The sequence below is a fragment of the Salinicoccus cyprini genome (assembly GCF_007713705.1).
GTDB lineage: Bacteria > Bacillota > Bacilli > Staphylococcales > Salinicoccaceae > Salinicoccus > Salinicoccus cyprini.
Genome location: NZ_VMSJ01000001.1, coordinates 1,189,053 through 1,202,427 on the forward strand (window position 1 = coordinate 1,189,053; position 13,375 = coordinate 1,202,427).

General features: G+C 48.4%; 14 protein-coding genes. 3 read left to right on the plus strand and 11 right to left on the minus strand.

Features of this window, described 5'->3' with window-relative positions; genetic code table 11:
• Positions 1-40: 40 nt before the first annotated feature.
• Both FO441_RS05960 and FO441_RS05965 read right to left on the minus strand, forming a co-directional pair.
• The gene (locus FO441_RS05960) at positions 41-673 is read right to left on the minus strand and encodes a response regulator (RefSeq protein WP_145287164.1); all 633 of its coding nucleotides are present in this window, start codon (positions 671-673) and stop codon (positions 41-43) included.
• 4 nt (positions 674-677) lie between these two features.
• Positions 678-1,784, minus strand: a complete 1,107-nt coding sequence (locus FO441_RS05965) for a GAF domain-containing sensor histidine kinase (RefSeq protein ID WP_145287166.1) — start codon at positions 1,782-1,784, stop codon at positions 678-680.
• Between the two features lie 145 nt (positions 1,785-1,929).
• On the opposite strand from FO441_RS05965, the gene FO441_RS05970 reads away from it, so the two are divergent.
• From FO441_RS05970 to FO441_RS05980, 3 genes are read left to right on the plus strand one after another with little or no spacing between them, the layout of a single operon-like run.
• Positions 1,930-2,316: a disulfide oxidoreductase gene (locus tag FO441_RS05970; RefSeq protein WP_145287391.1), complete on the plus strand. Its 387-nt coding sequence runs from the start codon at positions 1,930-1,932 to the stop codon at positions 2,314-2,316.
• 15 nt (positions 2,317-2,331) lie between these two features.
• Complete coding sequence (locus tag FO441_RS05975) at positions 2,332-2,826, plus strand: thioredoxin family protein (RefSeq protein WP_145287169.1); 495 nt, start codon at positions 2,332-2,334, stop codon at positions 2,824-2,826.
• Positions 2,827-3,654, plus strand: coding sequence for an RluA family pseudouridine synthase (locus FO441_RS05980; protein ID WP_145287172.1), 828 nt, complete (start codon positions 2,827-2,829; stop codon positions 3,652-3,654).
• Positions 3,655-3,676: 22 nt separating this feature from the next.
• Here FO441_RS05980 and FO441_RS05985 read toward each other — a convergent pair whose 3' ends face one another.
• From FO441_RS05985 to trmL, 9 genes are all read right to left on the minus strand, one after another.
• Positions 3,677-4,273, minus strand: a complete 597-nt coding sequence (locus tag FO441_RS05985) for an anthranilate synthase component II (RefSeq protein WP_145287175.1) — start codon at positions 4,271-4,273, stop codon at positions 3,677-3,679.
• A gap of 10 nt (positions 4,274-4,283) precedes the next feature.
• Positions 4,284-5,786 (minus strand): anthranilate synthase component I, encoded by a 1,503-nt coding sequence (gene trpE / locus FO441_RS05990; RefSeq protein WP_145287178.1) that lies wholly within the window; start codon positions 5,784-5,786, stop codon positions 4,284-4,286.
• 115 nt (positions 5,787-5,901) lie between these two features.
• Positions 5,902-8,022 carry an RNA degradosome polyphosphate kinase gene (locus FO441_RS05995; protein ID WP_145287181.1) on the minus strand — a complete coding sequence of 707 codons (2,121 nt, stop codon included), beginning with the start codon at positions 8,020-8,022 and terminating at the stop codon, positions 5,902-5,904.
• Positions 8,023-8,057: 35 nt separating this feature from the next.
• The gene (gene ppx / locus FO441_RS06000; protein ID WP_145287184.1) at positions 8,058-9,584 is read right to left on the minus strand and encodes an exopolyphosphatase; all 1,527 of its coding nucleotides are present in this window, start codon (positions 9,582-9,584) and stop codon (positions 8,058-8,060) included.
• Between the two features lie 10 nt (positions 9,585-9,594).
• On the minus strand, positions 9,595-10,983 hold the full coding sequence (gene fumC / locus FO441_RS06005; RefSeq protein ID WP_145287187.1) for a class II fumarate hydratase: 1,389 nt from the start codon (positions 10,981-10,983) through the stop codon (positions 9,595-9,597).
• A gap of 78 nt (positions 10,984-11,061) precedes the next feature.
• Positions 11,062-11,250 carry an SAS053 family DNA gyrase inhibitor gene (locus FO441_RS06010; RefSeq protein WP_145287190.1) on the minus strand — a complete coding sequence of 63 codons (189 nt, stop codon included), beginning with the start codon at positions 11,248-11,250 and terminating at the stop codon, positions 11,062-11,064.
• Positions 11,251-11,260: 10 nt separating this feature from the next.
• Positions 11,261-11,854, minus strand: coding sequence for a sugar phosphate isomerase family (locus tag FO441_RS06015; protein ID WP_145287193.1), 594 nt, complete (start codon positions 11,852-11,854; stop codon positions 11,261-11,263).
• 300 nt (positions 11,855-12,154) lie between these two features.
• Complete coding sequence (nfsA, locus tag FO441_RS06020) at positions 12,155-12,892, minus strand: oxygen-insensitive NADPH nitroreductase (RefSeq protein WP_145287195.1); 738 nt, start codon at positions 12,890-12,892, stop codon at positions 12,155-12,157.
• Positions 12,893-12,902: 10 nt separating this feature from the next.
• On the minus strand, positions 12,903-13,373 hold the full coding sequence (gene trmL / locus FO441_RS06025; protein ID WP_145287198.1) for a tRNA (uridine(34)/cytosine(34)/5-carboxymethylaminomethyluridine(34)-2'-O)-methyltransferase TrmL: 471 nt from the start codon (positions 13,371-13,373) through the stop codon (positions 12,903-12,905).
• Positions 13,374-13,375 lie beyond the last annotated feature (2 nt).

A 13,375-nucleotide genomic window follows, 5' to 3' on the forward strand; every position in this document is an offset into this window, starting at 1 on the left:
GAAAGTGTAAACGGTTCCTTATCCTTTATGATGCGGGTAATCAGAGTTCAACGATATTATATTTGATGGCGTAGATGACTGCCTGCGTCCGATCTGAAACTTCAAGTTTATTCAGTATATGGCTGACGTGCGTCTTCACAGTCTTTTCACTGACATAGAGTGCCTCGCCGATCTCCTTGTTGGATTTTCCTTTGACGATTTCACGCAGTACCTCGACTTCGCGGGCGGATAATGCATTCTTCTCATGAGGCATATCCCCTTCCCGATCGATGACTTCAAGAATATTTGGATGGATCACCTTTTCGCCCTCGATCACCTTGATGATCGAATCGATCAGTTCCTCGGCTTCCATCTCCTTGATGATGTACCCATCAGCGTGGGCGGCAAACACAGGACGGATATATTCTTCGCTTGTATAGCTGGACAGGACGAGCACCTTGATGTCCGGATAGTGGCTCTTAATGGCACGTGTCGCTTCGATGCCATCCATTTCAGGCATGACCAGGTCCAGCAGTACCAGATCCGTCCTTTCATGATTCCCTTTCAGATAGTCCAGTACTTCCTGGCCTGTACTGAAGTCATCCAGAACATTGATGTCCTCTGTGGTGGACAAAAGGAACTTCATCCCTTCCCTGACGATATGGTGGTCATCCACCAGGATGATATTATACATGTACTCACTCCTTTGAAGGGACGCTGATGATGGTCCGCGTCCCTTTGCCTGTTTCTGATGTAATTTCAAATGTGCCGCCAAGCTTATGGATGCGCTCCTTCATGTTGGACAAGCCATAGCTGAATTTCTGCTGCTCGAGTGCGTCAAATCCCCGTCCGCCATCTTCAATGGTGACCTGGAGCACTTTCGGACCGGCGTTCATTCTGATGACTGCCACATTGGCGCCTGAATGCTTTCTGATGTTGTTGAGGCTTTCCTGGATGACCCTGTAGAGTCCCACCTCCACCTGGTCGGATACGTCGTAGAAGCCATCGACCTGGATATCGATTTCAAGATCCAGCAGTTCTGCATATTTCTCGACAGCATCGATGATGCCATTTTCAAGACCGATCGGCTTAAGCTGCCAGATCAGTGCCTTCATCTCCTTCATCGCATGCTTTGAAGTATGCTCGATCGAATTGAATGCGTCTTTAAGCTTATTTTCATCCTTCATGCTTTTGGCTGCATGGGAAGTGATACCGATCGAAAAGAGCATCTGATTGACAGAATCATGAAGATCCCGTGCCAGCCGCTGTCTTTCCCTGATGATCATGTTCTCCTGCTCCTGTGCAGTCAGTTCGATCCGTTTCAGTGTTGATCCGATCTGGAATGCCACGGATTCGAGCAGATCAAGTTCATCCTGGCTGAACTCCTGCCTGTGCGGGCTCGCAACATTCAGAAGACCGAAGGATTCATCACCAGAAATGAGCGGCACTGTCGCATGGTGGGTGATGCCGTTATTCTCCTCCGGATAGTCGATCCGTGCCTTTTCAAGACGTGAGCAGACGAATATATTGGTCGCAGTCCGGAGCTCCTTATTGTTGTACTTGTTTACACACCAGCATCTGCCTTCGCACAGATGCTGATGCCCTGCCTTCTGCAATGAGGGGGGCAGCCGGTAGTGGGCACTCAGTTCGTGCTGTCCTTCTTCGTTGATGAAGAACAGCCATCCTGTATCGAATTCGGAATGGTCGACCAGCATCTTCAATGCACCATGAATCATGGTGCTGCGATCGGTTTCCTCATTGAGGAACTCAGCGATATCCTTGAGCAGCTGGAGCTTGCTTTTCATCGTAACACCTCTCCTCGGCCAAATGTTAATAACTTTGTAAATATATCGTTCCCACGTGTCCAATGATATCACTTATAATGATATAGTATGAACCTGAAATAAAACAGCAAACAGGAGGAATAGTGTGACCAATAACAAACTCTTCATGCAGCTGATCTTCTTCACTGCGCTGATCGCCACGCTCGGCTCTCTCTACTTCAGTGAAATCAGACAGTATGTCCCTTGCGAGTTCTGCTGGTACCAGCGCATTCTCATGTACCCGCTCGTCATCATCTCGATCATCTCGATCATCAGGAATGATATGGGTGCAAAATACTATATCCGCATAATGAGCGGGATCGGTCTGCTCCTTGCAGTCTACCACTATGGACTGCAGAAGCTCAGCTTCCTCGGGGATAATCTGGCCGCATGCACAGGTGTATCGTGCACCGTCCAGTACATCAACTGGTTCGGCTTCATCACAATACCTTTCCTCTCATTCATTGCTTTTACCCTCATCTTTATATTATCATTTATGATAAAAAGAAAATAAAAAGGAGTTCATAACATGGGAAATAAAATATTCTACGGCATCATCGCTCTTGTCATCGTCGCTTTCGCCGCTGTCTTCATCTTCATGAACAGCGCTTCTGAGAATCCGGAAGACGGCTACTACCCGTACACAGATCTCGAATCGGAAAACTTGAGCGGTGCCACAATCGACAAGCTTGAGGACGAAAACTACCACTACAACAAAACACTCGATGAAACAAGGGAGATCATAGATGCGGGCGATGGCGAATTCGTCTACTTCTGGAGTCCGACATGTTCCCACTGTGCCGCCGCCACGCCATTCCTGATCGATGCATTCAATCAGACCGGCGAAGAAGTCACCCAGCTCAATATTCTGGAATACGAACAGGCATGGAACGACTACGCAATCGAAGCGACGCCGACACTTGTCTATTATGAAAATGGCGAAGAGGTGGACCGTTTCGCGGGCAACCCGGGCAATGCGGATGAATATGTACAGTTCATCAATGCCATGACAGGAGCGGAATAGATGAAATTCAATATGCATCAGAAATTCGATGGCATGACACTGGAAGAGGTACTGAAGACGCTGCACGTGCCAAAAAAAGAACTGCACTTCCTGCGCATGTCGAAGGATATTATCATCAACGGCGAAAATGCACCATTGAACGCGACGATCTCAGCCGATGACCTGGTCATCCTTCCTGATACGGGCGCGCGCAGCCAGTATAAGCCAAGCTACCGCAACTGTGATGTCATGTATGAAGACCGGTATCTCGCGGTACTGTTCAAGCCGAGGGGGGTCAAAACCCACCCGAACCAGATGAATGAAACGAATACGCTGATGAACCATGCAATCTATACACTGGAAGCGGAATATCTCGAACCCATCCATCGGCTCGACCAGGAGACGAAAGGTGTGCTGCTCGTCGCGAAAAACCCGCTTGTCAAAAAGATGCTCGACCATATGCTGAGCGAACGCGACATCAAGCGCACCTACATTGCCAGAATAGATACGAAGAAACGCTTTGAGCCCCAGACGATCAGTGCACCCATCGCCAAGGATCCGAAGGAGCGCAACAAGTATCATGTGACATCAAAAGGCAAGGAAGCGGTCACCCACATCATCGGTTCGAAAGTAGGTGCCGACTACTGCGAACTGGAAATAGAGCTCGAGACCGGACGTACGCACCAGATCCGCGTACACCTCGCACATGCCGGTTTTCCTGTTATCGGAGATCCGCTCTATGGCGATTCCACACTCAGAGACCTTCAGCTCTTCAGCTATAAAATAGAATTCATCCATCCGATACTGCAGAAAACAGTCACTGTACAGCTGGATAAGGATGCCTTATAGAATGGAAAAACACCTTTGAAACTTATTGTTTCAAAGGTGTTTTCTTGTCTCTGCAGAATTTCTGCACGACATTTCTGATCAGTCGTCTGCCTTCTGCAGAACCGATGGACTCGGGGTGGAACTGGACGCCTTCAATCGGCAGCGTGCGGTGTCTGATGCCGGCAATTTCACCAAGCTCCGATTTTGCTGTGACTATGAAGCAGTCGGGCAAGGTCTCCTTGTCGACGATGAGGGAATGGTAGTTCATCACTTCCGAGGCCTGGGACATGCCTTCATAGATGCCTGTACCTTCGTGGTACAACAGAGACGTCTTGCCGTGCATCAGCCTGCTCGTGCGCCCGACCATCCCGCCGAATACATGGGCGATGGTCTGATGGCCGAGGCATACACCGAATATCGGAATTGTTTCCTTGTAATGTTCTATGACCTCCATGGTCATTCCCGTATCTTCCGGACGCTTTGCTCCGGGAGAAAGGAATATGAGGTCCGGAGCCAGCCTATCGATCTCCTCAAAGGCCACTTCATCGTTTCTTCTGACAACGATCTCCTCCCCCATTTCTCCAAGCGCCTGCACAATGTTGAAGGTGAACGAATCGTAATGGTCGATCATGTATATCATATCAGCCCTCCTATACCTTCATTGTATTTCTGTTGCCGAAAATGCTTTCTGTCAGACGGACGGTGTGCTCCAGAGCGCTTGCCTTGCTGATCGTCTCCTGATATTCCGCTTCAGGATCGGAATCGGCAACCACTCCGGCACCTGCCTGGATATACAGGTCCTGGCCGACCAGTGTCATGGTCCGTATTGTAATGCAGGAATCGATATTGCCATCGAATCCGAGGTATAGGATGCTTCCGCCATAGAGATTTCTTGCTGTCGGTTCGAGTTCACGCAGTATCTGCATGGCACGCACTTTAGGGGCGCCGGAGAGCGTTCCGGCGGGAAACGAGGAGATGAATGCATCGATCGGCGATATGCCGGCTTTGAGCCTGCCTTGGACTTTGCTGATGATGTGCATGACTCTCGAGAATCTGCCGATCACCATATATTCGCTCACATCTACAGAACCATACTCAGCCACCCTGCCGATGTCATTTCTGGCCAGATCGACGAGCATGCGGTGCTCTGCACGCTCCTTTTCATCATTGAGCAGTTCCTCGGCAAGCATTTCATCCTCAGCTACCGTAACCCCTCTTCTTCTTGTACCGGCAATCGGATGGATTTCCAGATTGCCATCCTGCACTTCAAGCTGGCGCTCCGGGGAGCTGCCGATGACTTCGACACCATCAAACTTCAAGTAGTACATGTAGGGGGATGGGTTCACTTTTCTCAGCACACGGTAGAGCTCAAAACCGCTTCTCTCCGTCTTTTTATGGAAACGCTGCGAAAGCACGGCCTGGAGGATATCTCCGGCTTCTATATAGTCTCTTATTTTGCCGACGTCCTGTAGAAACTTCTGTTTCTCATAGTTGCTGTCGAGCTCGAATCCTTCCGTTTTCGGCAGAACCGTCGGCAGCAGCAGATCGGATAGTCTGCTGCCCTGCATCAGACTTGTTCTGATATGCTCGATTGCAGCAATGGCATCATAGTAGATCTCTTCAGTATCCTGCTCGGCATCAACCCTCGCAAAATGGATGATGTTCAGTTCTTTTGAATGATGATCGTATACAAGGAGCGAGCGGCAGAACAGCAGGTGATAGTTCGACAGCCGCTCCTTTTCAAACGGCGCATCCGGTACAGGCTCATAATCGCTGATGGCATCATAGCTGATATAGCCGACACCGCCACCTTTGAATGGAATGTCCATATCCGGAATTTTCACCTGCAGCCGCTCGACCGTCGTTTCAAATGCCCTTTTGAAGGAAGGTGCTGTAGACTGGTGCCCTCTTTCCAGATCACGGATGATGAACTTGTGTTCCGATTCCTGTATTTCCATCATTGGATCGAGACCGATAAAGGAGAAGTTGGACCACGCCGAATCAGGCTCCTGACTTTCCAGCATATATACTGCTTCATCTTTCAACGAATGAAACATCTGTACCGGCGTCAGCAGATCAGTGCTGAAAGATTCAATCACCGGCACAGTACGGTAGTTACGGGCGTTCTTAAGGAATTCCTCATACGTGGTCATGTCTTCACCTCTTCTTCTATTTATATCTAGTCAGTTTATATAAATTTCAGAATAAAGTCAATGTACTATGGCATGCAAAAAAGGCCAGGGATGTCCTCCCTGGCCTTCAGCCACTCTAATTTTTGCGTCTGAATCGATTTCTGACTTTCAGCAGCAGCTGGTTTTCCTTCTGCACCAGCTGTTCCCTGCCATGTCTCTCAGCACGCCTCATCAGTTCGACCTGGGCACTGATCGGTTCGTGCTCATTTTCAACATATTCGTAGGAACCGTCCTGCTTCTGGATACGGGCTTTGATGTTATCCTTCAGGTACAGACGGCTGATGGATCTGATCTCTTCGACAATCAATGGATCTTTGATCGGGAAGAGGATTTCGACGCGCTTGATCATGTTGCGCGTCATCATATCAGCCGAAGAAAGGAACATCTTCTCTTCCCCATTGTGGTTGAAGTAGTAGATTCTGGAGTGCTCCAGGAACCTGCCGACGATACTGATGACTCTGATGTTGTCGCTGACATCCTCTATTCCTGGCTTCAGACAGCAGATGCCGCGTATGACAAGATCCACTTTTACGCCTTCCTGGGAAGCCTGGAGCAGCTTGTTGATGATTTTCTTGTCCGTCAGGGAATTCATCTTGGCAAAAATATATCCTTTGCCGTTCTCCTTGTGGAACTCGATCTCCTTATCGATGTATTCCGCAAAGAGATCCCTTATTTCAAATGGTGCCACGTGCAGGGCCTTGTAATCCGGCTTCAGGGAATATCCGCTGAGATAGTTGAAGAAATTGATGGCATCGTTGCCGATATCCTCATCCGTCGTGATGATGCCCATATCCGTATACAGCTTTGCAGTGGAATCATTATAGTTTCCGGTACCAAGATGGACGTAGCGGACCAGCTTGCCCTTTACACGCTTGACGACGAGCGTGATCTTGCTGTGCGTCTTCAAATAGTTCATGCCGTAGATGACATGACAGCCGGCATCCTCAAGTTCCTTCGCCCACTGTACATTATTCTCCTCATCGAACCTTGCCTTCAGTTCAACAAGGACAGTCACCTGTTTGCCGTTCTCTGCAGCATTCTTCAGCGCTTCGATGATCGGCGAATCGCTTGATACACGGTAGAGGGTCTGCTTGATGGCCAGTACATTCGGATCTTCGGCCGCCTCGCGCATGAAGTCGACGATGGGATGGAAGCTCTCGAACGGGTGATGGAAGAATATATCCTTCTCAAGCGCCAGCTCATATATGTTCTTGCCTGACAGCAGTGCCGGCTCCTGAGGCGTAAATGGCGGGTATGCCAGATGCGGGAATCTGTCCTTCAGGTCGGAAGTCAATCCGAACAGGAACGTCAGATCGAGCGGTGCATCAAATTTATATACATCCTGTTCCGACAGTCCCAGTTCACTGCGCAGGAATGAACCGTTGGTGCTGTCATTTTTACTGATGTCTATTTCAAGCCGGACTGCAGCTCCCTTTGTACGCTCTTTCAAGAACCTTTCAATTTCAATCAGAAGATCCGCCGCACCTTCCTCATGTATCGTCAAGTCTGCATTTCTTGTAATTCTGAATGGGAAGGTACGATCAATCTCATAACCGCCGAACAGCTTGCTGATATGCTTCTCTATAATATCCTCTGCCAATACGAAATAGGTCTTCCTGCCGTCAGTCAGTTCAAAATAGCGGCGGATGACGGTAGGCAGCTGCACGATGGCAGTCTGTTCGCCCAGCTTATTGGATAGATTGACGAATATGTTGATTTTCTTATTCATCAGTTTTGGAAACGGCCGATAGGCGTCGATACCGAGAGGAGTAAGAGACGGATAGATTTCCGTATCGAAAATGGATTCGATTTCATTCTGAAGGTCTTCCGACAAGTCGTCGGGGCGCTTCAGGTAGATATCATATTCTTCCAGTTCGCGCATCAGACGATGATAATATTCGTATTGTATCGTGCTGTTCTGCCGGTTCAGTCTGCTGATGCCTTCAAGCTGTTCTTGTGGTGTCAGCTGTGTTTTTGTATCCGGCTCATGATAGTTCATTTTGATCTGGTCCTTGATACCCGCTACCCGGACCATGAAAAATTCATCCAGATTCGAGCTGGTGATTGCCAGAAACTTCAGTTTCTCAAGAAGCGGATTATTGACATCTGCCGCTTCTTCAATGACCCTGTAGTTGAATCTGAGCCAGCTCAATTCCCGATTGTTGTAATACTCCTTATCATTCAATCGATATGTCATCACTATTCTCCTACTCCCTTGATTAAAGATAGTTATCAGGCTTCCACGAACCTGATCTCCAGACCCGTGTCCATGATTTTTTCAATGTGCTTCTTCTGTCTTATCGCCTGATACTCTTCAGCAATCGGATCGCCTTTATACCTGACTGTCAGACGCATCTTGTCGTCAGCCTTTTCCAAAAAGAGATCCTGGACAATATTGGTATTTGAGATATTCAGTGCATTGGCAAACTTCAGTATGCTGCCAAGCGTCTGCAGGCTGTCCAGATCGTCTGCATCGAACCACCCTGTCTCTTCAGCGAAGAACTGTAGCAGTGTCTTGTTCTTGAAACTTGCAAGAAGTGCCAGTCGCACCCGGTCGAGGTGGACAATGCCATTGATATTACTGTTTGAGATCAGATAATAAGTATGCTGACTTGTAGCGTCCCTGTCAATGAAGGATCCCAAATAGAAGATATGCGCCGCATTCTTCATCAAGTATTTTTCGTGCTTGCCAAGGGAGATGAAATCGAATTTTTCAAGCTCGTGGGAAATACGTTCTGCGATCTGCTGACGCTTCTCGCCCTCTTCTCTCTGGATGTGGAAGTCATTCGACAGTTCGATAAGAGAGTCTCTGAAAATATGGTACTTGTTGAAGGCCGCCGGGTAGTCCTTCGAGATAATGGACATGGCGAGCCCCTCTCTGAGTCCTTTGCGGCTGAATTTGAACTCATTGGCCTTGACGACGTCATAAAGGGACTTGAAGACAATTGAACTCGGCAGGATGATATCGCTGCGGTCCTTGCTCAGGCCGTCGATGTCATCCAGGTCGTCTGAATTCGTACCCTCGAGCAGGTCATAGACATCCTGAAGGTCATTGCGATCCATGGAATAGCCGTGAACCCCTGCTATCGGGTAGTTGATCGACGACTGGTGGATGCGTGCAATGTTCCGCGCACTGCCTCCAATTGCCAGTATAGGTACTTTGCGTTTTGAAAGCCATTTGACCGATTTGAGCTGTTCCTTGACATACTTCTCCGTCTTCTCAAGTGCTTCTTCATCGTTGTGCTCCTTGCCCTGGAAGAACATCGTATTCAATGTAACCACACCAAAAGGCAGACTGACGGAATGGATCAGCTCTTTATTTTCAAAAAATGTCAGTTCGGTACTGCCCCCACCGATATCGATGGTGACAGCATCCATATTGCTGATTGTATGAACGACGGCGTGGTAGCCGTAGCGGGCCTCTTCCTTGCCTGTGATCACTTTTATTTCCATGCCGACTTCAGATTTTGCCCTTTTCAGAATATCATCCACATTGACCGACTGGCGGATGGCCGCTGTCGCTACGGGATAGATTTCTTCAACATCATACTTTTCACTGATCAGCTGGAAACTGTTCAGAATGGAAAGGAGATTATTGATGCCTTCTTCGGCCATGACGTTGTCCTTATCAAGAAACCGTGCAAGTCTTGCAGGGGTTTTGATGTTCTGCAGTTCCTTCAGTCCCGTCCCACTGGTATATTCGAACAGCACAAGGCGCACTGTATTGGAACCGATATCGATGAGTCCGATCCTTTTCATAAGCAAGCTCCTACTCTCTGGATTGAATCATGTCTGCCGGGTTGATCCACTCATCGAACTGCTCTTCAGTAAGATGGCCGGATTCCACTGCAGATTCTTTCAGTGTAATGCCCTTCTCATGGGCGTTCTTTGCGATTTTTGCGGCGTTTTCATAGCCGATATGCGGATTGAGCGCTGTAACTAGCATCAATGAATTTTTAAGGAAACGCTCTATGTTCTCTTCCACAGGCTCTATTCCCACAGCACACTTGTCGTTAAACGTCTTCATGCCATCCGATAGCAGATAGATCGACTGCAGCGTGTTATACAGAATGACCGGTTTGAATACATTCAGCTCAAAATTGCCCTGGGAAGCGGCAAAGCCGACTGCTGCATCATTTCCGAACACCTGGGTTGCCACCATGGTCAGCATTTCGGACTGGGTCGGATTGACTTTGCCCGGCATGATGGAGGAACCAGGCTCATTTGCAGGTATTTCAATTTCTGCGATGCCGGCTCTTGGTCCGGAGGCGAGCCATCTGACATCATTGGCAATTTTCATGAGATCCGCTGCCAGTGCTTTCAGCGCACCGTGGAGGTATACCACTTCGTCATGGGAAGTGAGCGCATGAAACTTGTTCGGAGAGGATATGAACTCGTAGCCTGTCTGATTCGAGATTTCCTTTGCAACCCTGTCGCCGAACTCCGGATGGGCATTGATGCCTGTACCGACAGCAGTGCCGCCGATTGCAAGATTTTTGAGCTGTTGTTTTGATTCACCAATCAGTGTTTCACATTTTTCGAGCATGTATCTCCAGCCGCTGATCTCCTGGCCAAGCGTCAGTGGTGTCGCATCCTGAAGATGGGTACGACCGATCTTGATGATATCCTTGAACGCTTCCTCCTTCTCTTCAAAAGTTGATCTCAATAGATCAAGTGCGGGCATGAGCTGTTCTTCTACAGCCTGATGGAGCGCAACATGCATGGCTGTCGGATAAGTATCATTGGAGCTTTGGGATTTATTTACATCGTCATTCGGATGGACCTTCTCTTCACTACCCTTGGCCCCTAGATATTCGTTGGCTACATAGCTGACGACCTCATTGACGTTCATATTGCTCTGGGTGCCGCTTCCTGTCTGCCACACAACGAGTGGGAAATGTTCATCCAGTTCACGTGCAATGATCCGGTCGCATGCATGGACAATGGCATCCTTCTTCTGCTCAGACAATTTGCCGAGTGCATGGTTCGAGACTGCCGCCGCCTTCTTCAGATGTGCAAAGGCAACGATGACTTCAAGAGGCATCTTCTCCTTGCCGACAGGGAAGTTCTGTCTGCTTCTTTCCGTCTGTGCCGCCCAGTATTTATCACTTGGAACTTCAATTTCACCGATCGTATCCTTCTCTATTCTATATGACAATCAAAAAACCTCCTGATAATTAGTATACAAGAAATATTTTATACTAATTTTCAGAAGGATTCATCTGTTTCATGTCATTTAGTTGTCATCAGGACCCACCCCGTGGGACTCATCGTCGGAAGAATCGATCGGATAGTCTTCATTCTGTGAGATCTGTTCCATCTCTTTGCCGAGTGCTTTCACATCTTCCATGTCCTGGGTCATTTCGTTCTCATCAGGCTCAATATCTTTTCTGTAGTCGATATCCTTGTCATTATCCTTTTTCATACTTTTCCTCCTAGGCGAATTCGGAAGTGTAGTATTCTACAATATCCTGATCAAGCAGTGCTGCCGCTTCCTTATCCATCACGACTGTCACCATACGGTGCTGCTTCACCTTGCCGAAATCATCATCGTGGTTCTCGACTGCGTCATACAGACTTCTGATCGCCTCGGCCTTGTCACTCCCGGTGGCGACAAGCATCAGTTCCCGAGAATCAAACAGCTGGTCGTTGTCGCCGGATTCCGTGTATCCGAGATTCTTATTGGCACCGATCGAAAGGACTGTCAAGTTCGCCTGGTCCTTGTCATCCAGCACCTTCTTCATCGTATCGGCAGAACCATCCAGTTTAAGCTGGTCATCCGGTATATCCAGTTGCTCGAATACTTCCCTGTCACCGTCGCGATTGATGCCGACAATGTAGATCTGTGAGAAATCTGCCGGATGCTGCTTGGATTCACCTACAAACTTCCTATAGGTCCAGTCCAGCTCCTCATTCAGTTCAAGGCCGATTACACTTGTCGGGTTGTTATGCACCTGTTTTCTGATGATATCGGCCATATAGATGCTGACCAGTTCTTTATCCTGGAAAATTTTAAAATTCATTGCCATGTTGATTCCCCCTCGATTTCTCAATGTCTTTCTTGTTTTACCCTCATCATAAGGATTTCTAACAAAACTTTTATGCCTTTTCAGCTTTTTTCTTTACTGGTTATCGTTTATAATGATGTTATGTACGGAAAATTAGGAGGCGCGAATCATGAAAGCATTTCTAATACTGATGGTCAGCATATCCTTCATTGCTTCTATTCTGGCATCGAGCCGTGAATCAGAGTGGGGCTACAGGGATAACGGCGAAGAGAAAATATAGCAGCAATCCAAATAAGCCATGCATCTGCATGGCTTATTTTTTTATTGGCCGAGAAAACCCTGGTTCTTCAGTACACCGTCAACATCGAGACGCTGCTTCTGTCCGAGCATGCCGATGACCTGATCGCTCCAGGTATCACTGCGCGCCCCATCCGTGCGCTCGCTGTAGTAGTCGCTGATGCGTGTGTCGTAGTCGTCGATGACATCTTTCAGCTCACCGACCGGCTGGTACGTATTTTCATGGTACACCGCTTCAAAAGGCAGTCTTTCCTTCTTGCTGCCTGAATGATCCGGATGGCCTGCGACCATTCCGAACAGCGGCACGACACCTTTTGGCAGTTCGAGGATTTCTATGACACGGGCCATATCATTTCTCAAAGACCCGATATAGCAGATGCCGAGCCCCATGCTCTCTGCTGCCACTGCCAGATTCTGTGCAGCAAGGGCCGCGTCGACCGTGCCGACAATCAGCTGCTCGGTCTTGTCGAAGGCGATCGGCTCGCCTTTATCTTTGGATAGCTCGACATGGCGGTTGTAGTCGATCAGGAAGACGAAAAGGTGGCCATTGTGCTCCACATAAGGCTGGGTACTGATTTCCCTGAGTGCCGCTTTCTTATCCTTATCCGTGATACCCATGATGCTGTACGCCTGTACATAGCTGGATGTACTTGCAGACTGGGCGGCAGTGACAAGCGTCCAGATTGTTTCCTCATCCAGCGCCTCGTCCTTGAATTTCCTGATGGAGCGGTGATTATTCAATAGTTCAATAACTGAGTTCATACTCTGCCTCCTAGTGTAGTTGTGGGAACGCCTGCTGCTTCAGCGCTTCATATACGAGAATCGCAGCGGTATTCGCCAGGTTGAGGGATCTGACCTTATCGGTCATCGGTACTCTGAGTGCTGTATCTGCATATTTCTCCTTCATCCAGTCCGGGAGCCCGGAAGTCTCCCTTCCGAATACGAAGTAGTGGTTTTCATCATGATTACTGTAGTCGAGATCCGTGTAGTACTTTGTGGCGAATTTGGTAAGGAGATAATAGTTGCCCTCCGTCGCCTCGAAGAATGCTTCCACGGAGTCGTGATGGACGACATTGATGTTCGGCCAGTAGTCGAGCCCTGCCCGTTTGAGCATCTTGTCGTCGGTGGAAAATCCGAGCGGATGGATCAGATGCAGTGTCGTATCCGTTGCTGCACATGTCCTGCCGATATTTCCTGTATTATTCGGTATTTCCGGTTGATATAAAACAATATGATTTGGCATTG